17 protein-coding genes are annotated in these 21,747 nt (G+C 42.1%); 9 read left to right on the forward strand and 8 right to left on the reverse strand.

The window, feature by feature from the left end; all coding sequences use genetic code 11:
* Window positions 1–20: 20 nt before the first annotated feature.
* Complete coding sequence (locus tag WC222_00320; protein MFA6914815.1) at window positions 21–554, reverse strand: hypothetical protein; 534 nt, start codon at window positions 552–554, stop codon at window positions 21–23.
* Between the two features lie 276 nt (window positions 555–830).
* On the opposite strand from WC222_00320, the gene WC222_00325 reads away from it, so the two are divergent.
* From WC222_00325 to WC222_00335, 3 genes are all read left to right on the forward strand, one after another.
* Entirely contained in the window at window positions 831–1,043 is a 213-nt protein-coding gene (locus WC222_00325; protein MFA6914816.1) for a hypothetical protein, read from the forward strand.
* Between the two features lie 95 nt (window positions 1,044–1,138).
* Entirely contained in the window at window positions 1,139–1,336 is a 198-nt protein-coding gene (locus tag WC222_00330; GenBank protein MFA6914817.1) for a hypothetical protein, read from the forward strand.
* A 295-nt stretch (window positions 1,337–1,631) separates the two neighbouring features.
* The gene (locus tag WC222_00335) at window positions 1,632–3,155 is read left to right on the forward strand and encodes a hypothetical protein (GenBank protein MFA6914818.1); all 1,524 of its coding nucleotides are present in this window, start codon (window positions 1,632–1,634) and stop codon (window positions 3,153–3,155) included.
* Here the strand turns inward: WC222_00335 and WC222_00340 are convergent.
* From WC222_00340 to WC222_00350, 3 genes are read right to left on the reverse strand one after another with little or no spacing between them, the layout of a single operon-like run.
* Window positions 3,141–5,813, reverse strand: a complete 2,673-nt coding sequence (locus tag WC222_00340) for a DEAD/DEAH box helicase (protein MFA6914819.1) — start codon at window positions 5,811–5,813, stop codon at window positions 3,141–3,143. The two genes, WC222_00335 and WC222_00340, sit on opposite strands and share 15 nt — an antisense overlap.
* Window positions 5,795–6,781, reverse strand: a complete 987-nt coding sequence (locus WC222_00345; GenBank protein ID MFA6914820.1) for a rhodanese-related sulfurtransferase — start codon at window positions 6,779–6,781, stop codon at window positions 5,795–5,797. Before WC222_00345 ends, WC222_00340 begins: the two co-directional genes overlap by 19 nt.
* Before the next feature lie 30 nt (window positions 6,782–6,811).
* Window positions 6,812–7,594, reverse strand: coding sequence for an ankyrin repeat domain-containing protein (locus WC222_00350; GenBank protein MFA6914821.1), 783 nt, complete (start codon window positions 7,592–7,594; stop codon window positions 6,812–6,814).
* Between the two features lie 131 nt (window positions 7,595–7,725).
* Here WC222_00350 and trxA point away from each other — a divergent pair, with 131 nt between their 5' ends.
* Window positions 7,726–8,049: a thioredoxin gene (gene trxA, locus WC222_00355; protein MFA6914822.1), complete on the forward strand. Its 324-nt coding sequence runs from the start codon at window positions 7,726–7,728 to the stop codon at window positions 8,047–8,049.
* A gap of 47 nt (window positions 8,050–8,096) precedes the next feature.
* Here trxA and WC222_00360 read toward each other — a convergent pair whose 3' ends face one another.
* The 4 genes from WC222_00360 to WC222_00375 form a co-directional block, all read right to left on the reverse strand.
* Entirely contained in the window at window positions 8,097–8,546 is a 450-nt protein-coding gene (locus tag WC222_00360; protein ID MFA6914823.1) for a tRNA (cytidine(34)-2'-O)-methyltransferase, read from the reverse strand.
* An 82-nt stretch (window positions 8,547–8,628) separates the two neighbouring features.
* A complete protein-coding gene (locus WC222_00365; GenBank protein MFA6914824.1) occupies window positions 8,629–9,492 on the reverse strand; it encodes an FKBP-type peptidyl-prolyl cis-trans isomerase in 864 nt (287 codons plus the stop codon).
* 52 nt (window positions 9,493–9,544) lie between these two features.
* Window positions 9,545–10,822: a histidine--tRNA ligase gene (gene hisS, locus WC222_00370; GenBank protein ID MFA6914825.1), complete on the reverse strand. Its 1,278-nt coding sequence runs from the start codon at window positions 10,820–10,822 to the stop codon at window positions 9,545–9,547.
* A gap of 68 nt (window positions 10,823–10,890) precedes the next feature.
* On the reverse strand, window positions 10,891–13,380 hold the full coding sequence (locus WC222_00375; GenBank protein MFA6914826.1) for an FHA domain-containing protein: 2,490 nt from the start codon (window positions 13,378–13,380) through the stop codon (window positions 10,891–10,893).
* Between the two features lie 367 nt (window positions 13,381–13,747).
* Here WC222_00375 and WC222_00380 point away from each other — a divergent pair, with 367 nt between their 5' ends.
* The 5 genes from WC222_00380 to WC222_00400 all read left to right on the forward strand — a co-directional run bounded on the left by WC222_00380 (window position 13,748) and on the right by WC222_00400 (window position 21,728).
* On the forward strand, window positions 13,748–15,088 hold the full coding sequence (locus tag WC222_00380) for an MFS transporter (GenBank protein MFA6914827.1): 1,341 nt from the start codon (window positions 13,748–13,750) through the stop codon (window positions 15,086–15,088).
* A 3-nt stretch (window positions 15,089–15,091) separates the two neighbouring features.
* On the forward strand, window positions 15,092–18,832 hold the full coding sequence (gene dnaE / locus WC222_00385) for a DNA polymerase III subunit alpha (GenBank protein ID MFA6914828.1): 3,741 nt from the start codon (window positions 15,092–15,094) through the stop codon (window positions 18,830–18,832).
* A 4-nt stretch (window positions 18,833–18,836) separates the two neighbouring features.
* Entirely contained in the window at window positions 18,837–19,982 is a 1,146-nt protein-coding gene (locus tag WC222_00390; protein ID MFA6914829.1) for an SAM-dependent methyltransferase, read from the forward strand.
* A 142-nt stretch (window positions 19,983–20,124) separates the two neighbouring features.
* Complete coding sequence (locus tag WC222_00395) at window positions 20,125–21,150, forward strand: tetratricopeptide repeat protein (GenBank protein MFA6914830.1); 1,026 nt, start codon at window positions 20,125–20,127, stop codon at window positions 21,148–21,150.
* Window positions 21,150–21,728, forward strand: a complete 579-nt coding sequence (locus WC222_00400) for a hypothetical protein (GenBank protein MFA6914831.1) — start codon at window positions 21,150–21,152, stop codon at window positions 21,726–21,728. The genes WC222_00395 and WC222_00400 overlap by 1 nt, the downstream gene beginning before the upstream one ends.
* Window positions 21,729–21,747: the final 19 nt, after the last annotated feature.

A 21,747-nucleotide genomic window follows, 5' to 3' on the forward strand; every position in this document is an offset into this window, starting at 1 on the left:
ACTGTCATAGCACATTTCCTCTAGATAGCTTTTCCCGTAGAAAGTCCATCTTGGCTAGGTTGCCAAGATTGCTCCAGCATGGCCTCAAATTCACCGTCTGAAGAAAGGGAGTATTTTTTGTACATAACAGGGATGTTGAGGGGATCAAAGAGTGTGATCCCATTGAAGGGGTGGTTTAAGGAAGTATAAAAGATTTTATGGGTGGAGAGAAGGATGCCGTGAGGCGAGAGAACCTGGCATTGAGTGCAGAAATTCTGCTCATAAGTATAGAGCTCTATCCATAGGGTGCGGTTGTTTTGGTCTCGTATTATATACCGCCCATTTTCTTCGCTTTTGTTCCAAATAGGTGGAATTTCGGTGCGTAGGGTACGAAAATCTAAAAGTTTAGTGTCGTAGATAAGGCGATGAAAGTTGCCATGAAGGTACTCTTCGATGGAAATATGTTTATGATAAGGATCGCTGACAATTTTATATGTCAATGATTCGGAAGTGGCTAGATTTAGCCCCTGTGGTAGACCGTTTTTCCAAATGTAGGCAGCAAAGAATTTTTCCAAGGTAGAATGTTCCCTAGTTGAAATAAAAGCTTACCGCTGAAGGGTAATATTTACCATAGTTTCTGCCCAGGGGAAATTTCAAATCCTAGTTTAGAAATATTCAGGAAAGCGGTTTTAAGATCCAAAAATTACACTAGGAAATCTAAATTATTTCCTGATCTCATCTTAATGATTTGTTAATGATTGGAGGGGATACTATGGGCTTCTCTTGCTAATGGAGTTGATGGCATGGGAATTGCACTTACATAGACAACTTCAGCAAGGAAGGAGGGTCAGATGAATAAAGCAGAGAGTAAATCAGAGCTAAGAGCTAAGTTGGCGCGCTTAGAGTCTATAAATGACCATTTGACTACAGAGATAGTAGAGCTAGACGCACTGATGCGCTTGGTCGGATTCTCATACGGAATACATACTGTTAAGGCGACCGCGACAGAGATTTTAGAGAAAGGATATTTAGAGAATGTAAAAGACGATCGTGGAGACTACTAGAAGCCATCTTAAAATTTTACACAAAATTGAAATAATCTTTACACGACGTTAATAATTTAATTGTTTAATGGCGCATATAGCGCATGGAGGTTGCAATGGCAAAAGTCAAACTCGAAGATGAGATAGCTCGGTTGGAGAGTGAAAATGACTACCTTCTTACAGAAATAGCGAGTTTAAATACACTCATGCAAAAAGTGGGATTTTCTGAAGGGATAAAGACTGTCAAAGCAACGGCAAGGGAAATGCTAAAACAAGAACATAATACTCAAAATTTTGATGAATACGAAGAATAATTAAATAAGTAGATAATATGTAGACCTAATATAAGAAATAATAATAGATAATAAGCTTAGCCCCAATGTCGCGGCCACGATGTTGGGGCTTTTTTATTTCCCCTTAAATTTTTGAAAGAAGTCTAATGTATGTATAAACATATTTTAGATTTGAAAAGTGCTAGTAACTATTTAATTAATTTTTATTTGCAGAATCTTTATAGTACAAAAATAATAATTTGAGATATTTAGAGTATAAAAACTTTGGAGGCCTATGAGTGTCACATTTAATTCAGAAATGACTAGGTTGAGCTCAATGTTATCAATTGATACTAAGGTGGATGTAAATCCAAAGTACATTATATCCTTATTGGAAAATAATTTAAATTTCTTTACTCCTAATTTGATGACTCAATTTTCAACATTAGAGGTTTATCTTAGATCAAAGAATGTATTCTTCACTCCGGTCATTGATAGTCGTTTGGCGGCAATTAGAGGAAGCTGCTTGAATTTGGAAACTCTTCCCGCGGAAATTTTAGCAAACATCTTTTGCTATTTGTCTTTGAAAGAGAAGAAAGACTTATCCAATACAAATAAATTCATGCGCTATACACTTCTTAATCTCTCTTTATGTGTCAAGGTGCCGAATACAAATTTTCAAGATCTGCTTCAATTTGTTAAATATTATGGACATAATGAAAAAGTCTTAGATTTAAGGAGCTTTTCTTACCTATCAGCTAAAGAATTGAAAACACTTGAAAAACATTACCGCAAAGGCAGCTTTCATATTGATTTCAAAATGCTTTATACACACACCACTTCTATACCTGTAGAAGGGAAAAGCACTTTCAAGGCTCTTAATAATCGAGTAAGTGAGATCGATGTTAATATCGATAGTGGTCATGCACAGGGAGCATATTTCGAACAAGTGCTTCAAATCGCTCCAGACTGTAAATTTAATCTGAATTATAACATAGTTAAATATAGCAATACAGAATCTAAAGTGCTGGCTAATTCGCAGGCATTTAATCAGGTGGTTTTGGGAAAAACTAACAGCAATACTCAAACACTAGCTGAATTCTTAATAAGGGTGGAGTCTTTTACAGCGAAATTCTCGGGTAAAATTCATTTTATAGCTCCTCGCTTAGATTTCTTTGGATCTGCCGAGGCGGCAGAAGAATTTTTTAAGGAAAATGGTAAACATTTTGTGGGTGTACAAATAGAGCTTTCTGACCAACCGGAATTTAATGCTCGTTTAAATGAAATATTATCACATGTAAAGCATGTAAGTGCTTTAAGCTTAGTTTGTCCATTAGAAGTGACTTTAGATGTCTCCACCGCACCTTTAGATAAGTTTAATAACTTAAGAGATTTAGAATTAAAAGGATGTGCGTTTCTCCCTTCTCAATCTGTGTTGGAGAGATGTACAAAAATATCTTTTGATGATTGTGTGGATATTGAAGCTTTTGTTCCTGAAAATCTGCCTAACCTCAGATCTTTGAAATTCAACTCCGGAGGAACTTTGACAAAGTTTCCTTCCAAGATTGAAAGAATTGAAATTGATACTTGCTCCACGCTACCTTTTGATTTGAACCTAATGGGATATAAAAACCTGACATACGTTAAAATTTCCGGCGATAAACTTACTCAAATGCTTATTTTTAATTGCCCTTCTTTAAGCTATGTAAATGCCCAAACCTCTCATAATGATTTTGTAATGAAGGTAGATTCTTGTGAAAATCTTAAGGAAATTTCTTCGAACAAAATCCAGAATATTACTGTCACCCACTCTAATCCGACTGTTAGTATCGAGGAAACGATAGACTTAAATGCTCAATAATAGCTCTAAATCTGTGAAGGAAATTTGCATATCTGCAGGCGATGCTTCAAAGAGGTCGCCAGCTAAACGCTGCTTTTCTGCCTTAAGCTTCATGATTTTCTCTTCGATTGTATCCAAGACAACATAGCGTTTAGCTATCACAGGTTCCTGCCGCCCAATGCGATGTGCCCTATCGATCGCCTGCTGTTCAGCAGCTTCGTTCCACCAAGGGTCTAATAGAAGCACATAGTCAGCAGCCGTCAGATTTAACCCTACGCCACCTGCTTTCAAGCTGATCAGGAAAAAGGAGGGGGAAGCGCACGTTTGAAATTTCTCTACGATGTCTGCTCTATTGTTTGTTTGCCCATCAAGGTAGAAGTAATCCATTCCTTGATTCTTAAGTTCTTTCCCCACTAACTGCAAAAGTTTGGTAAATTGACTGTAAACAAGGACTTTCGCATTTTCATTTGCAAGCGTGGTTAAATCTTCTATAATTGCTTCAAGTTTGGCACTTGGAATAGACGCTGCTTCTTCATGTTGTGCTGCTACAAGGCGTGGATCGCAGCAAATTTGGCGTAGTCTTAAAAGGATCTCTAAAATTTCTAATCTATGTTTAGAAGTTCCTTCTAGTTGAACTTTAGAGAGAATGTTTTGCCGTGCCCCGGAGAGGAAGGTGTCATAGAGCTGCCTTTGTTCAGGGGACATTTCAATCCAAACCGTCTGCTCAATTTTTTCCGGCAACTCAGGTGCGACTTCTTTTTTGGTCCTGCGTAAAACAAAAGGCTTGATTTGACGGCGGATACGAGCCAGAAAACGGGGATCTACAGTACCGGACTCAATTTCAGAACGGAATTTTTCTTGGCTTTGGAGTAATCCGGGCATAAGGAAATGGAATTGAGACCACAATTCATTCAAATTGTTTTCTATGGGCGTGCCTGTGATGGACAAACGAAAATCAGCCTTAATACTATAGGCAGCTTGAGCTGTTTGCGTATAAGCATTTTTTATCAGATGGGATTCATCCAGCAGCAAGCAGTGGAATCTCTGTTTTAGGAATTGACTTCCATCTAAACGTAACGTGGCGTAGGTGGTAATGATGATGTCTTTGTCCCATTCCTCAGAGGTGCGCTGGGCTCCATGATGCAGATAAACGGTAGCTTTGGGATAGAAGCGTGCCAGTTCTTTCTGCCAATTTGCCAGCAATGATGTGGGGACAACGATAAGGCTAGGATATGTTTGCTGTGGCAAACTGGCTAAAAAGGCGATGACCTGTACTGTTTTACCCAGTCCCATATCATCAGCCAGAAGACCATGCAGGTCTGTGTTGTAAAGGAACATAAGCCAATCCACACCTATCTGTTGGTAGGGGCGTAATGCTCCAATGAAATTCGTGCTGACAGAAACGGGCTCTAAGCAGTTTTGTTCCATTTTCCCTTGGCAGAAGGCTTTTAACTTATCCGAAGCTTGGAAGTTCTCTGTTTGTTCAAAAAGGGGCGCTAATAATCCGGCTTTATTTTTGCTGAATTGCAACTCATCTGCTACCCATTCTCCTTCTGTTAATAAGGTAGAAGGATCTAGATTTTGAAGAGAGTCCGGAAGTAAGCCTATTTCTCCCGTCCCTAAAGGGATAAAACGATCACGGCGGTTGAAGCTTCCCAAAGCGTCTTTTAAGTTGGCTTTATAAGTTCCATAATTCAAGGAGCCTTGCAACGAAATATGCGTGGGGCTTTCATCTAGGGCAAGGGAACTATTCTGGCATAATTTGAGAAGATTTCCGTGGGCATCCACAATTTTCCATCCCATCTCTAAAAGGAAGGTCAGGCTTTTGTTAACCTTGTCCAAAGGACAATAATACTGGGATGTGCCGGTAGGTTTCCAAAAGAAGTCTGTTTCCAATAAGTCGGTTTCCCAATGTTTTTCAGCACGGGGTACGCGAAAGGGTTGGTTTTGCGGGAAATGCTGTCCTCGTACATAGGAAATGATTTTACCTGGGCCGTAGTCCATTTTGAGTGATGCAAAGGCACCCGTTCTGTCGGTGAGGACGAGGAAGGGGATAGGGTCGTGCATAGAAAAGAAAGTGGTATCTATCAGTTCTAAACAAGGCTCATCTTTGAGGGTGGTAAGGTATTCTTTCCAGTTGTCATCGATGATAATGGATTTGGAGGTGTAAAGGGCTTTGATATGACGCCAAGGAGTTGTATTTTCGATAAATTTCAACTGTCCGTGACGGATATAACAGGTAGGGTTTCCATTTCTTAGGGCTTCACATTCTGACAAAGGGAAGAGTTTATCCTTTTCGCGTATTTTAGCAGTCAATTGCCAACGTGCTTCACTCTCTTTGGAGACGGAATAGATAAAGCTGTTTTTTGAGAAAAAGTCGCAAAGAAGGCGTTTGCCGCGAAAGAAGAATTTCGCTGTTGCCGCAATCAGGCGCAGCAGGGCGCTATCTAAAGGGAGAAAATGCCCTTTAAGCAGGCAATCAGGGGCGTTCTTCCGCAGCCATTCCAAAACCAATTTGTCTGCTGTCATGACTGCAAATTTATTGATCTGGGTAAGTTCCGCCGGTGTTAGTGGGCGTACCTTACCAAGATCATCTGTCAGACCGAATTGAAGATAGCTTTGTGTGTCGTCGGGACAGGGGATATCAATTAATATATAGGCTAGGCTTGGTCCTGACATGTTTGCCCTACTTCTGCTTGGGGCTTATCTTCAAAGTAATGGTGCCACCTTCTGAAGGGTTTATGCGCATCTTCTTGATGATAAGGACGTATTCTTGGGGCGTTCTTGCAAGCGCTATCACAGCATCCTTCAAATTGATGTAAGCAATCGGGACAGCAAATGAAGAGCTCATTGCAATCCATATTGGCGCAGTTGTAGTAGTTTTCAGCTGTAACTTGACAGTGTTTGCATACCGCAATAGTAGGGGCCGGCTCATCGCTGATCGGTACGGTCAATCTATCATCGAAAACGAACAGTTTGCCTAACCAATGGGAGCTTCCTTCCCTCAAGCCATAATTGATGATTCCACCATCAAGCTGATAAACCTCTTCGAATCCTTTTTCCTTCAATAAGGCAGAATAGAGCTCGCAGCGGATTCCGCCGGTGCAGCACATCATCACAGGAGTGGTTTTGGGGTCTATTTCGTTGACGAGTTTATCAGCGTATTCATCGAACTCACGGAAATTATCGCATTCAGGGGACACAGCGCCTTCAAAATGACCAACCAACCACTCGTAGTGATTGCGCACATCCAACAAGAAGGGTTTCTGTTCGCCTTCCATTTTCTGGCGCCATTCCAAAGGGGAGATATGTTGGCCTGCGTTTTTTAAGTCGACAGTTTTATCCAGGGCAACAAGCTGTTTGCGGTATTTGATAGTTACTCTTGGGTAAACATGTTCGTGATAGGTATGAATTTTAAAGACAACGTCACGGAAGAGTGTCCTTTCCTTCATCCAATCCATATAAGCTTCTGCATCGGATTTTTCTAGGCAGAGCTGCCCATTGATACCTTCTTCCGAGATGTAAATCCTACAGGAAGCGTCGCGGGTGCTTAAAAACAGTTTATGTAGCTTAACTTCACTATGAGGATCCTCGATAGTAATAAAAGCATAATAAGCTAAAACGTAATAAATTTTTTGCTGAGTCATAGTAGTAGAAAAGTATAGCTAAAGAAGGGATTATTCGCCAGCGACGAGTGCTTCGAAATAATGATTAAAGTAATAGGCCTCATACTCTTCGAGCAATTTAATGAGGGGTCTGTTTCTTAGATTGCGGGCAATGTCCAATGGTGTCTGTCCACCCGTATTTAGAATTTTTGGCGAAATATGTTTTCTTAAGATGATGCGCACTAATTCGATATCATCCATTTCGACTGCAAGATGAAGGGGAGTGTTTCCGGAGATTTCATCCTTTTCCGAAGGATTAGGATGCTCAGAAAGAAGAAAATTCGTTGCCGCATCAAACTTGGTTTTTATGGAGACATGCAAGGGGGTTTCTCCAAGACTGTTGATTTGATTAAGGAAATCTTTGTTTTGGATGACCAGATGCATGACCTTAGGGAGGTTCTTTTCCAAAATTGCCTTATGGATAGGGAGAGGTAGAAAGACATAAGGATCATTTGGCATGATGAGATTGTAAATAGTAATGGCTTGCCGAAAGAGCTTTTCGATCTCCACTTGATGAGCTATACCCTTGGCAATCTCTCTTTCTATGGAGCGGAATGATTGCGCCGACTGCTGAGCATTAATATGAAAAAAGCGATATTTAAGGCCCTCAAAATGCTTCGCTATCATCCAGGTAGCTCTAAGCAAAGGAGAGAGTTTATTTTCATCAAATAGAGATAAATCGTCGCGTATCCAAATATTATTGGAGTGCGTATGAATAATATTCTTTAAGCGCAGCATAATTTCTTCTTCCGGTAGTTGCTGCATCCTTGCGTTGCTGACCACCTTAAATGACATAGGACAACCTGTTAAGAGTGAATTTCACTCAAAGAGGTGCAAGTTACATGCCAAATAGATGTGACAAGAGGTTGGTATTAATTCACTCCTATGAGAAAATAGAATAGATAAACAGATGAAAAGGAGGAAAAATGTCTAATCCGAATATTAAATACCTTGATGACCAATCTTTTGAAACAGCAATATCCCAAGGCGTAGTCCTGGTGGATTTTTATGCTGACTGGTGCGGACCTTGTAGAGCTATTGCACCTATCATTGATGAGTTAGCTAATGAAGTAAATAACAAGGCAATGATAGCGAAAGTGGATGTAGATAAAGCTCAAAATGTAAGCGTTAAGTTTGGCGTACACTCCATTCCTACATTGATTGTTTTTAAAGATGGCAAAGAAGTGAAGCGTTTTGTCGGCATTACCATGAAAACGCAGCTGATGGAAGCTATCAACCAACATCAGTAGTCTCTCAATCTTCATATTACTGGGTTTGATCTTGGTAATATGAAGGATTAATAACTAAAACCTATCTGTCTCCACGCTTCATAAACACCAATGCTGGCGCTATTTGCTAGATTCAAGCAGCGGGTGCCGTTGACCATGGGTAAAGTCACAAAACTTTCCGGCCACTTTTCTCTAAAATGTGGGGGCAACCCTGTAGTTTCAGAACCGAAGATGAGCCAGCTATCTTGTGTATAAGAGACTTCTGAATAAAGTTTTTGCGCTTTGCTGGAGAAGAAAAAGAAATTATCTTTCTTCTCTTCTAGTAGTTCCTCTAAATTTTCCATTACATCGACCTGGACACCTTCCCAATAATCTAGTCCAGCACGCTTTAAATGACGGTTGGCGAGGCTGAAGCCTAGAGGCGGCACAAGAAGCAAGGAGCAGCCGGTGACGGCGCAAAGACGAACGATAGCACCCGTGTTATGTGGGATCTGGGGATTAAAGAGGATAATTTTCACGATGCTGAAATACTAGCGCAGTAGAAGTTAAATGTCGAGGATGGAAAGCGGTAGTAAACCGCTTTCCAAATGAAATTATTGTCTAGAAGAGACGATCATCATCGCTATCATCATCATCGTCTGATTGATCATCATCATCGTCTTCATCGTCTTCGCCTAATTTAGTTTTTCCGCTTAAGGAAGAAGTTGAATTGCCTTTATAATTGGGAGTGTCTGCTTTGACAACTTCAATATCAAAAATAAGCAAGGCATTCGGAGGCAGTTGGCCGGATGTTCCATACCCTAGATCAGGGTGTACAAATAAACGGCGTTTTTCACCTTCTTTCATTCCAGCTAGACCTTTGCTAAAGCCTTTAATTGTCTGTGAAAGAGGAATAGTGATAGGACCGCCCACTTCTTCGGAGCTGCCAAATACTGTACCGTCGATGTATTTGCCGACATAATTGATCTGAGGGACGCCATCGCCTTTAACTTCTGTGCCGCTGCCTTGTTTTAAGACAAGATATTGTAATTTCCCTGGTTCAACCTGAATCATGCCATCCACGCTTTTATTTTTATCTAAGTACGCGTCGGCTGCTTTAAGGTTTTCCTGAGAAAGTTGTTGAAAAGCCGATTCTTGCAGCTTTGTCATTAGCTTTTCATACTCTTGGTCGCTCATCGGTGCTGGTTGACCGGCATAGCCTGCGCGGATACCACGAATAATACTTTCTAGATCAAAGTGAACACCGGGATTGTTTAAATTGCGGCCGATAAAATGTCCAAAAGCTTCTGACAATTTATTGATTTCGCTTTGCGTAAACCCGGCAGGAAGTTGTCCTTTTTGGTTGGCTTCAACTTGGTTATTTGCCGCAGGTGCTTGCAATGGTGCACCGTTTAAGCTTCCCCAAGCAGTGAGCATCGTTGCTCCGGCAAGGGCTATCAGGTGCAGTGGTTTTAAAGTAAACACGGTTTACCTCCTATAAATGGAAGATTAAACTTAGGAAAGCTTCTAATAAAGTTCAAGCGAATTTTAGAATTTCAGGGATCTTCTCTAAAGAAACTCTTTTTGATTCACCTGTGGACATGTTTTTAAGTTGGAGTATGTTTTCAGCTAATTCGTTGTCTCCCACAACCGCTGTAAATTCTGCCCTTACAGAATTTGCAAATTGCATGGATTTCGCAAGTTTACGGTTGCTAAGATCCATTTGGACAGGGATATTCTGCGCTCTAAGCTCATGCATAAGCTTGAAACAGAAATTGTAAGCCGTCTCACCTAAAGCGATGAGGTATAAGCGGGGGCCGGGTAGGCGAGGAGGTGTTGAATCCTGTGCAATTAGAGTTTGAATAATCCTTTCTAAGCCAGTCCCAAAGCCGCAAGAGGGAGTGTTGGGTCCGCCTAGTTTTTTTACGAGCCCGTCATACCTTCCGCCGCCGCCGATGCTGTTCTGAGAACCGAGAACATTGGAGGTAACCTCGAAAACGACGCCGTTGTAATAGTCCAGTCCTCGAACAAGCTTAGGGCTTATGGTGTAGTCGATATTTATCCCTTTCAATAGGTTGCAAACCTGTTCAAAATTCGATTTTGAAGCATCGGAGAGGCATGAAAAGAGGCTGGGAGCATTCTGCAGAATTTCCTGATCTTTAGGGTCTTTAGAGTCGAGGATACGAAGAGGGTTGATTTTGAGTCGATTCTGACTATCGTTGGATAAGTCTGCAGAGTACTTTTCAAGGTAGGAGACAAGTTTTTCTCTAAATACCAGACGTCCTTCATTATCACCTAGGGTGTTAATGTTAAGGGTTAGGTTTTTAATGCCTAAATTTTCATAGAAGTTGAACAGCAGGTCGATAACTTCGACATCTTGTGCAGGGGCATCTGAACCGAAGGCTTCCACACCGAATTGATGGTGTTGGCGGTAGCGTCCTGCTTGCGCCCTTTCATAACGGAACATAGGAGCGAGGTAAAATAGCTTTTGCTGTCCAGGTTGTTGGTCCAAACGGTTTTCTATATAGGCTCGGATGGCAGGGGCAGTGCCTTCGGGCCTTAATGCCATTGCTCTGTTGCCCCTATCCACAAATGTATACATTTCTTTTGAAACAATATCAGTAGCGTCTCCTACACCTCGTTGAAAGAGCTCTTGTCTTTCAAAAAGTGGAGTACGTAACTCTGAGAAGCCGAAAAGTTCAGCGCAGTGGCGTGCAATGTTTTCAACATGAGTCCAGAGAAACGAAGAGCGCCATAAATCGTTGGGGGAGTCAGGGATAATATCAAAAACCCCTGGAGGTGCATTAAAAGTCATAAAAAATATGTTCCTAAAATTAAGCTTTGAAGTTTCTATGGACGATGATCTACACCCTTAGAGGTCATTTATTCTTCTTGGGAGGAGAGAATATCAAACTCGTTAAGAAAATAATGTTTGATTTCATCATCTTTAATCCATGCGTGGCTGAGAACTGTTTCTAAAAGCAATCTTTTGTTTGCAACAAGTTCAGTTTGAGGGAGATTATCCTGTGGGGATAATAAAAAATCTCCCAATTTTTGAATGACAGTTTCGCTAGTCTGTTTTTGGAAACCGGATAGAAGTTGCGGGTCTTGCAAAGTGTCTGAAGCAATCCATTGGATAGCGGTTTGTACGGCAGCTTCTAGGCTTTCCAGGTTTCTTGCCTGTTTAATATCACTGAGCTTGCTTTCAAACGCTTCCTTTAATTGGTCGCTGTTATCTGTGTTAGGGGAAGGTGAGGAGGTCAGTAATTGGCTTAAACCGGCAGCTTGTACTTTCTTGAGTAGCTCATCTAAAGGCTCATCGCTATATTGCCTCATCAAATAGCGCAGCTGCAGAGCATTTTCTTCATTAAGAGTAGCGATTACAGAGATGAGCTCGTCATTCAGCAGTTGATAGTTTTGTACGAATTCGATGGATGGAGAGGTAACTTGGTTGTCAAGTAACGCTTTGATTTGATTCAGGATCAGAGTAAGTTTTTCTTTACGGGCTATTTGAATAGATTGCAGTGATAGCTGAAATTTATTTTGTTCGAGAATTTCGGTATCATTCAAGAAAGGGGTATCTTTCGTTTCCTTTAAGGCAATCTCCGTATCAGTACGATTTTTTTGCCAGCCAGGTGTCAGGGCATGTTTCATGAGAAGTTGGCTGCTTAGGACTTTCCCCTCAGGATTGAGTTTTAAATAGCCTACAAGCAGTTTACTATCAGGAGAAAGTGTGGCAAGAGCACGTTGAGCGTGGAGTGCTTTAGTCATCCCTTGAGTAGAGTAGAGGACTAAGTTGGGTAGGCTCTCCAATTCGTGGAGGTCTTGTACAGCAACAGAAGCGGTGGAAATCTCATACCCTTCATTTTCCAGCGCTACAATCTTGTTCAGGATACGTTCTCCGAAGAGATAGTAACGAGGAGCATTATAGATACGGTTATCTGAACCCGGTCTAAGAACAGCCAGGGAGCGGGGGGGTGAAAAGCCAAGCTTACTGTTGCTAAGTGTCAGGGAGTTAAGAGGAATGAGTTCGCCGCTTTTAATGATTGCAGAACTGGAATTGGTATCAAAATTCTCAAAAGGTTTTGCTGTCGCAAGGACTCTATTCAGTTCCCGCAGATCTTTGAGCTTGCGCAGTTCCATTTCTTTTGAGTCCACAATAATTGTAGTACGAGGAAAAATAGATTGGAGTGGACTAGGAGCAGGTTGTGCAATAACAATAAACTGGGAGAGATCCTTGTTAGGGTAAATCCTTAGTAAGTAAGGGCTATTGCTGAATTGGCCATGTGCATCAATGGTAGCTAAAATCTGGTATTTAGAGGATAGGACTGCACCCAAATTTTTCTTTAGATATGCGGGATTAGACCAATTTTGATTGGGAGGGATAATTTGGTTTACACGGGCGTACATTAGCGCCATAGCAATATCGGCTACACCTTGAGCTGCTTTTGTCTCTTCTAAACGTCGTTTATCTTGCATGTGGTAATAGAAACTTCCACCGAGTAAGAAGAGCAGTAACAATGTCAATAAGGAAAGGACAATCCACCATTTCCAATGGATATATGGAAAAAAGGTGCTTTTTGCGTTGTTTGCGGGAAGTTTGGAGGTTTCATTCGGCTTTGTAAATGGCTTTTTCTTAGCGTCATTTTGTGAAGAAGCTAGATTCTCATTAGCTTTTACTTTAGACGGCTCGACACCTTTTAAAGGCGGCTCAATTTCATCCGCGTTACCGGTATTTAAGTGAGTGTAAGGGGAAGGTGCTTTTGGAGTCGAGTTTGTAGGATGTTCGCGCAGCGTCAAGGCCTGCACTTCCTCCCACTCCATTGCTTCTACTTCCCGTACTAAGGATTCGATTTCATCCAATTCAATTTCATTTTGAGAATATTGCAGATGTCCATTCTTATAATCATTTTCGTAAGGGAGTTCTTCTAAGTCCTCAAGCTCTCTCTCCAGGTCGGCCATAGTGCTGCTGTGGAAAGGAACGGAAAAGTCATTAGAATTTTTCGATTGAATAGCACTGTCCAGAATATTTTCAAGCGGCTGTTCGTTTATTGGAAGGTCCTTGCCTTCAGGTGATTCGGAAACGAGTTGAAAGCGCAGAGTAGATTGACCCGCGTGAATAATATCATTGTCACGCAGCTTGCGTTTTCCAAAGGGTTCGCCATTAAGAGTAGCAAAAGGATCATTGGAAGTATTATAGAGGACGTAGACGTTGTTTGCAGCTTCAATCGTTAGATGGTGTGATGCAAGTTGTTCACCCTCTAAGGGTAAATCAATGCCCTCTGAGCCTGCTTTTCCTAAAACGACACGGGATTTATGGGCAAAGGAATGCTCTTTGCTTTGGCCATGGCTGTAAATTGTGATTTTGAACATGACTTTTCCCAGGGATCGAAGAGGAATTTCATATATTAATGACTAGGACAATTTTCTAACACAGGAAAATACTTACGTCAACATACTTTTAATTAAGGGCGAAAAATACAAAAAATAGGCTTGTCATAGGTATTCAGATGAACAGGAGAAATGAACGTTTCAGTTGCCGCTTACACATTCCATAGGAAGTATTTGCCCTTTTCCTTAGATTTACCTTGAGGAAAATCGAGCTGCACGTTAAAAACTAGACATTCCAAAAAAAGTAGGCGAAAGGAAGCCCCGTCATAATAAATTAATTGTTCTTGTGATATGATTTATCCCTTTCAGGGGAAATACTAGGATTTTAGTTTAATAAAAGGAGCAATGAGTGTCAGGCTTACTCAGTTTATTCCAGCCAGCACCACATATTAAAGAGATTGAGGATCCTAAAAAAGTTGATTCTCTCTATAAGTATTGGCGAGTTCGTATTTTCTATTCGATGTTTATCGGATATGCCCTTTATTACTTTACGAGAAAAAGTTTTACTTTCGCAATGCCGGGTATAAGCCAAGAGTTACATCTTGACAAAGCTCATCTCGGATTGCTTGGTAGTATATTCTATATCACCTATGGCGTCAGTAAATTTGCCAGCGGAATTATGTCCGACCGCTCCAATCCGCGCTATTTTATGGCTGCCGGTCTTTTCGTTACAGGTGTGATCAATATCTTATTCGGAATGTCCTCTTCCTTTACCGCATTTCTTATTTTTTGGGGGATCAACGGCTGGTTCCAAGGATTTGGTTGGCCTCCCTGTGCGCGCTTACTCATGCACTGGTATTCCCATTCGGAACGCGGCGCTTGGTGGTCAAGTTGGAACGTCTCCCATAATGTGGGTGCCTTTATTATTCCTTGGGTAGTAGGTGCTGCATTAGAGTGGTACGGTTGGCGCGCGGCAATGTATATTCCCGGTGTTATCTGTATCTTGGGAAGTTTTTTTCTTCTCAACCGCCTTAGGGATACTCCCCAATCCTTAGGATTGCCTCCTATTGAAAAATACCGAAATGACTACCTTGACAAGAGGCACCAACTTGAAGAAGAACAAGAACTGACAGCTAGGCAGCTGCTCGTAGATTATGTTTTGAAAAATCCTTACATCTGGATTTTAGGTATTGCCTACTTCTTCGTCTATGTCGTTCGTACAGCAGTCAATGACTGGACAGCTTTATATCTTATTGAAACTAAGCAGTATCGGATGCTAGGTGGTAATGGTGTAGCCTCATTGTTTGAAGTGGGCGGCGTAGCAGGCAGTATTTGTGCCGGCTGGGCGTCGGATAAATACTTCCATGCCAAAAGAGGCCCTGTTAACGCCATTTTTGCTATGGCAATGATTGCTTCCACTATCTTCTTCTGGTGGATCCCCCCCGGTTATCCGTGGATGGATTCTTTAGGGGTATTCTTTTTAGGGTTTGCTACCTTCGGGCCGCAAATGTTGATCGGTGTTGCAGCAGCGGAACTCACTCATAAAAAGGCAGCAGCAACTTCGACCGGATTCATTGGGTTCATTGCTTATCTAGGCGCCGCAGTCGCTGGTTATCCCTTAGGTAAGGTTGCTCAAGAGCATGGATGGGATGGTTTTTTTATAGCCTTGATAGGTTGCAGTGTTCTAGCTACCCTCATTTTGCTCCCCTTATGGAATGTAACGCGCTACCATTATGTAGATGAAAAGTAAATTATGTGGGTCCCTCTTCACGTTCATTCGCAATATTCTATCCTAGATGCCGCTGCGCCTGTTGAAGCTATAGCTAAGCAGGCCGGTGAGTACGGGATGCCGGCTGTGGCATTGACAGACCATGGCAATATGTTTGCCACCGTAGAATTTTATAAAGCCTGCAAAGGTGCAGGCGTTAAGCCTATTATTGGCTGCGAAGTTTATGTCGCACAAGGCTCTCGCCACGAAAAGACACGTGAGAGTGGTAAGCGGACAAATAATCACCTTGTTCTATTAGCTAAAGATGATACGGGATATCATAATCTTTGCAAGCTTTCGTCCATTGCTTATCTTGAAGGTTTTTATTACGTACCACGCATTGATGTGGAAACCCTTGTAAAATATAAAGAGGGCCTTATCTGCCTCTCTGCTTGTCTAAGCGGGAAGATTGCCCAAGAAATCCTAAGCGGAGACGATGATTCTTTAGCTGAACAGATCCTCTGGTATAAAGATCTCTTTGGGGAAGACTACTATCTGGAACTGCAACGTCATAGCATGAGCGAAGCGGATCTGCAGAGCGACGGAATGCTTCAAGAATCCTGGTTATACCAACAGTACCAAGACTTCATTACTAAGCAGACTAAGGTGAATGCCAAACTGGCCACCCTTTCCCATCAATATAAAATCCCCCTTGTAGCTACAAATGACAGCCACTATATGAAGCGGGAAGACTGGCGTGCGCATGAAATATTGCTAAACGTACAGTCGGGGGAGCCTTGTCAAATTTGGGAAATGGATTCCTTAGGCAATCCGAAGAATCTAATTCCAAATCCTAAAAGGCGCACATACGCCTCGCATGAATGCTATTTTAAAAGCCCGCAACAGATGGCTGACTTATTTCACGATTTGCCGGAAGCCATCAGCAACACCCTTTTGGTAGCAGAGAAATGTAAGGTAGAGCTCGACTTTAAGACTAAACATTATCCTGTGTATATTCCCCCAACATTAGAAGGGACGGAATATAACAAAGAGACGCAAACTAAAGCTGTTGAAGAATACTTAAAGAAACTCTGTGAAGAAGGGATTCCGAAACGGTATACCCCTGAGCGGCTTGCAAAAGTTGCTGAGGTTTATCCCGGCCAAGACCCTGTGCAGATCGTAAAAGACCGATTAGAGTATGAATTAAGCACAATCATTCCTAAAGGCATGTGCGACTATCTGCTCATCGTTTGGGACTTCATTAACTGGGCTAAAGTCAATGACATTCCGGTAGGTCCGGGAAGGGGATCGGGCGCAGGCTCCATCGTCCTCTATCTCATTGGAGTCACCGATATAGAACCTCTGCGCTTTCATTTATTCTTCGAGCGCTTTATCAACCCTGAGCGGATTTCCTATCCGGATATTGACGTTGACATCTGCATGGATAAAAGAGGAGAGGTCATCCAGTATACTCTGAGCAAATATGGTAAAAACAATGTTGCTCAGATTGTTACCTTTGGTACGATGAAAGCTAAATCCAGCATTAAAGACGTGGGAAGGGTACTTAATGTACCGCTGGCCAAAGTCAATGCCATTGCCAAACTTATACCGGAAGATCTCAATATTACTTTGGAGAAAGCCTTAGAAAAAGAGGTGGAACTTCGCAACCTTATTCAGACAGATCCTGAAGCTAATCAAGTGATTGATCTAGCACAAAAGCTGGAAGGCTCCATTCGTAATACCGGCATCCATGCCGCGGGAATATTGATCTCCGGCGAGCCGCTCATCGAACATATCCCCATTTTCCTTTCGAAAGATAGCGATGAGATGCCTGTATCGCAATTCTCTATGAAGCCGGTAGAAATGGTAGGGATGTTGAAGGTCGACTTCCTTGGCCTTAAAACCTTGACAGCCATAAAAATCTGCGTCGACGCTATACACCAGAGTACTGGGCGCACTATCGATTGGGTCAACCTCCCTTTAGACGACCAGCCAACGTTCGAGATGCTTAACCAAGGAAAGACCTTAGGTGTGTTCCAGCTAGAATCCGGCGGCATGCAAGACCTAGCTCGTCAGCTTCACTTGGATAAATTCGAAGAAATTATCGCGGTCGGCGCCCTTTATCGGCCGGGTCCCATGGATATGATCCCTTCTTTCATTGCCCGTAAGCATGGAAATGAAGCCATCGAATATGACCATCCCTGGATGAAAGATATCCTCTCTGAAACATACGGCATCATGGTCTACCAAGAACAGGTCATGGCTATCGCTAGCAAACTTGCCAACTATTCTCTGGGCGAAGGCGATGTTTTGCGACGTGCAATGGGTAAAAAAGATGCCGCACAAATGGGACAGGAAAGGGAAAAATTTCGCAAAGGGGCTTTAGAGAATAATATCGACGAAGTCCAGTCGATGAAGATCTTCGACAAGATGGAAAAATTCGCATCCTACGGGTTCAATAAATCCCATGCTGCTGCCTATGGCTACCTTTCCTATGTCACAGCCTATCTCAAAGCAAACTATCCGAAAGAATGGATGGCAAGTTTGATGAGCTGCGATAGCGCAGACCTGACCAAGGTAGCTAAATTCATCCGTGAAAGCCAATCGATGGATATCGCTATCCTTCCACCGGATATTAATGAGGCAGGTAAGATATTTTTAGCTACAGCGCAAGGTATCCGATTTGCCATGTCCGGTATCAAAGGTATCGGTGAGGGCGTTGTGGATGCCATCATTCTAGAAAGAAATAAAAACGGCCCTTTTACAAGCCTCTACGAGTTTTTTAAGCGTTTAGACCCCTCTAAAGTTGGTAAAAAAGCTGCTGAAAACTTAGTCAATGCCGGATGCTTCGATTTTATCGGTTGGACTAGGGATCAACTCAGGTTGAGTATAGAGCCTATGTTTGACAGCGCCTCTAAAAGTCAGCGGGAAGCCGCTATGGGTGTTATGTCACTCTTTACATTAATGGGTGAGGATGATTCTGCACGGTTTGCAAATCCTCCAAAAGTGCCTAAGTCTTCGACGAAAATGGAAGAGCTATTACGTGAGAAAGAACTTCTTGGTTTTTTCTTGGACGGGCACCCTATGGATGCGTATAAGCATATCCTGCAAAGATTATCTTGCGTGCCGCTTTCTAAGGTGGAAGAGCTCCCCGCTGATGCAATATTCCGTTCCGCTTTCTTGATCGAGTCCGTACAAGTACGTTTTTCTTCCAAGTCTCAACGTAAATTTGCTATCCTGATGGTTGGCGATGGGATAGATAGCTATGAGCTCCCGGTATGGCCTGACCTGTATCAAGAAAAGCACTTACTGCTGCGCGAAAACCAGCTAATGTATGCCATTTTACAAGTGGACGCACGCGACGGCAACCCTAAGTTATCCTGCCGCTGGATGGACGACCTCACAGCAGCTGATGACCAAATGATCGCAGCGTGCGACGCAAGTTTTGACAAGTTAAAACATCAAACAAATAAGATGCAGTTTTTCAAATCAAAGCCCGCAGAGAAACAGGCAGAACAACCCAAAAAAACTCAGCAGGAAACCATGAGTACCCCCAGCAAACCTTTAGTGATCGCTTTAGATGCTAATAAAATGCGTAACAGCCATGTGTTATCACTTAAAAATCTATTTAAAGAGCATGCAGGTACACAGCCGATCATCTTAGAATTCATTGCGGGCAGCGACATTATCGCCACCGTCAGCATTGACGAGAGATGGGGTGTAAAAGTGGACAATAGCTTCTTACAGTTAGTGTCTAGCCAGCCCTTTGTATTGAAAGTAGGATGAGATTTTGGATAAGCTGCTAGAAATATTGAAAGATGCATTATATAAGAATACTTTACTAAAGTTTACTGCCAGCTCACCACGCAAAAAAGACTGTGCTCAGAAAATTACCCTGCGTCAGGTTTTAATCCAAAAACACCTTCAATACCAAATTAGCACCTATCATCAAGAAAAGGTTTTTCACGTAAATCAAACTTCTGAACAGCTTTTTAGCTATATTGTAAAAGATATATTACCCTCCTATAAGCAAATTCTATTTAGCACGGACTCCCAGGAATACCAAATCCTGATCAACAAGCAGTTACAGCCGACCCTATTAAAAAAGAATATCTCGACACAGCTACCGGTCATTAGCCATAACCGGAAAAAAAATAGGGTTTTAGAAGAAGGTACGCCGATACCCTTCTTAATAGATCTGGGCATCATGAGTACTACAGGAAAGATACTTCCGTCCAAATACGATAAATTTAAACAGATCAACCGGTATCTAGAGCTGGTCTCAGATTGTTTACATGCCCTGCCCAAAGACAAGACATTGCAGATTATTGACTTCGGTTGCGGTAAAGCGTATTTGACTTTTGCGCTCTATTATTTTCTAACCGAAAAGATGCATCGGTCTATTCATATGCTCGGTTTAGATCTGAAAAAAGATGTGATTGATTTTTGCAGCAAAACAGCTCAAAACTATGGATGGGATAACCTCACTTTTGCAGTAGGCGATATAAACGAGCAGCAGCCGCAAGGAAAAATCGACCTTGTGATCACTCTGCACGCATGCGATACAGCCACAGATGCTGCACTAGAAAAAGCCGTCCAATGGGATGCCGATGTTATTTTGGCCGTTCCCTGCTGTCAGCATGAACTATTCAATCAAATCCGGAACAGTGCATTAGAACCTCTCTTAAAACACGGTATCTTGAAAGAACGATTTGCTGCCCTGGTAACAGACGCAGCTCGTGCTCAACTATTAGAGCTGCAAGGATATGCTGTCCAAGTCTTAGAATTCATTGATATGGAACACACCCCTAAAAATATTCTTCTAAGGGCGATAAAACAAAAAGGAAACGTTAAAGCCCAAAGCTCTGACGAATACGACACCTTTAAAAAGATGTTAAATATTACACCCTCTTTAGAAGTGCGTTTGAATCCATAAATCGAGTGCTCAACTCGCCCGGTTTAAGGACTGAAGGATTTCTGAAGCGGAAGCTTTGTACTAAACCGTTTTGAAACCCTGTTGTCTCTTGACATCAAGGCAGTTGTATTTTAAAGTTTTAAGCTTCAGCTTGAGGTTGCCCATGAGATATTTCACATTACTAATAATTATTATATCATCTTGTATTCTGCCTTTGGACGCAGGCGTAAAATGGAAAGACGGACGGTGGATCGACACAGCCGAAAATCCGTCATTATACTCCGACGAACACTATAAGATTGCATGCGAAGAATTTAACTGCGGAAAGTGGAAAGATGCCGCAAAACACTTTAGAATTATCACCTGCAATTATGCAAACAGCGAATATGGCCCGAATGCCGCCTTTTTCCTCGGTATCTGTGAATTCCACTTGTGTGAGTATGAAGATGCAAATAAGGCCTTAAATTGCTATCTGCGTCATCGAACAGATTCCACACACTTTTTTGAAGCCATAGAATATAAATTCTGCATTGCTGATATCTATGCTAATGGGCATAAACGCCGCCTATTCTGCTACAACACTCTCCCAAAGCTTGTTCCAGGCTACTCCTATGCCATAGAAGTCTATGATGAGATTATTTTTGCCCTACCTAACCACGAAATGGCAGCACAGGCTCTCTTTTCTAAAGCTACCCTGCTCGCTTGGTTAGGAAACTACCGCGAATCGGTAGATACATATCAAGTTTTTCTCCGACGATTCCCAAAGCATAGCTTAGCGCCCGAATGCTACGTGAATATCATCAATAACTATCTTTGGATGGCTCAAACTGAATACCAAAATCCCGATTTACTTTCCTTTGCACAGCTGACCTATATTAAATTTGCCAAAGTATTTCCACGCGATGAGAACCTCCCCGTTGCTCAAGCCCTAGTGATGGATGTAAAAGAAACCTACGCCTCCGGTTTTTATGAGCTAGGTAGATATTACGAAAGAAGCGGCTGGGACCGTGCCGCTGCTATCTATTATAATGCTTGCGCAGAGCAATTCCCTGATACTAATATTGCTGCCCGTAGTCGTGATAAGTTAGCCTACTTAGGATGGCTATTACCACCCGCTGCGACGGCTAAAGTTTCAGCTGAAATAGAAGATAACTCTAATTGTATTCCTTCTGATATTGAGTTCGACTGATGCAAAAAGGGGGCGTAAGCATACTTTTGGTTTTGCTTTTTGGCTTGGCAGTCTCTTGCGGATATAAAGCAGGCGCCGGCGGGAGCAGCCCCTCTATGACTCTAAGTATTCCTCTAATTGAAGGGGATAAAGATGGACTTTTTACAACATCCATCATTCGTGAAGTCACCTCACGTACCCAATTTAAGTACTATCCTGACAATCCGCAAACAGTTCTTGCAATTAGAATATTGGATCTCGATGATGAAAATGTCGGATTCCGCTATGATCGAAAACGAAGCGGAAAATTAAGGCATAACATTATTCCTGTAGAGACGCGCATTGCAGTTCAGGTGGAAATGACCCTCTATCGTGCATGCGACAATGCTCCTCTTCTGGGGCCTCTACTGGTAGAAGCAGCTGTAGACTTTGACCATGAATATTACCCTAACCGCGATGCAGTCAATGTGTTTTCGTTAGGCCAGCTTACTGATTATGATGCAGCCCGTGATGCTTCCATTTTCCCGCTGAGTAGAGAGTTAGCACGTAGGATAGCAGACCGTTTGATCTTTTGTGCATCAGACTTATGCTGCGAATAATTTTATAGTGAGGTTTCTC

The sequence above is a fragment of the Parachlamydiales bacterium genome (assembly GCA_041671045.1).
Classification (GTDB): Bacteria; Chlamydiota; Chlamydiia; order Chlamydiales; family JABDDJ01; genus JABDDJ01.

Coding starts and splice junctions, on each gene's coding strand:
- WC222_00395 (MFA6914830.1), top strand. CDS start 20,125: ATGAGATATTTCACATTACTAATAATTATTATATCATCTTGTATTCTG.
- WC222_00375 (MFA6914826.1), bottom strand. CDS start 13,380: ATGTTCAAAATCACAATTTACAGCCATGGCCAAAGCAAAGAGCATTCC.
- trxA (MFA6914822.1), top strand. CDS start 7,726: ATGTCTAATCCGAATATTAAATACCTTGATGACCAATCTTTTGAAACA.
- WC222_00400 (MFA6914831.1), top strand. CDS start 21,150: ATGCAAAAAGGGGGCGTAAGCATACTTTTGGTTTTGCTTTTTGGCTTG.
- WC222_00325 (MFA6914816.1), top strand. CDS start 831: ATGAATAAAGCAGAGAGTAAATCAGAGCTAAGAGCTAAGTTGGCGCGC.
- hisS (MFA6914825.1), bottom strand. CDS start 10,822: ATGACTTTTAATGCACCTCCAGGGGTTTTTGATATTATCCCTGACTCC.
- WC222_00340 (MFA6914819.1), bottom strand. CDS start 5,813: ATGTCAGGACCAAGCCTAGCCTATATATTAATTGATATCCCCTGTCCC.
- WC222_00330 (MFA6914817.1), top strand. CDS start 1,139: ATGGCAAAAGTCAAACTCGAAGATGAGATAGCTCGGTTGGAGAGTGAA.
- WC222_00345 (MFA6914820.1), bottom strand. CDS start 6,781: ATGACTCAGCAAAAAATTTATTACGTTTTAGCTTATTATGCTTTTATT.
- WC222_00350 (MFA6914821.1), bottom strand. CDS start 7,594: ATGTCATTTAAGGTGGTCAGCAACGCAAGGATGCAGCAACTACCGGAA.
- WC222_00335 (MFA6914818.1), top strand. CDS start 1,632: ATGTTATCAATTGATACTAAGGTGGATGTAAATCCAAAGTACATTATA.
- dnaE (MFA6914828.1), top strand. CDS start 15,092: ATGTGGGTCCCTCTTCACGTTCATTCGCAATATTCTATCCTAGATGCC.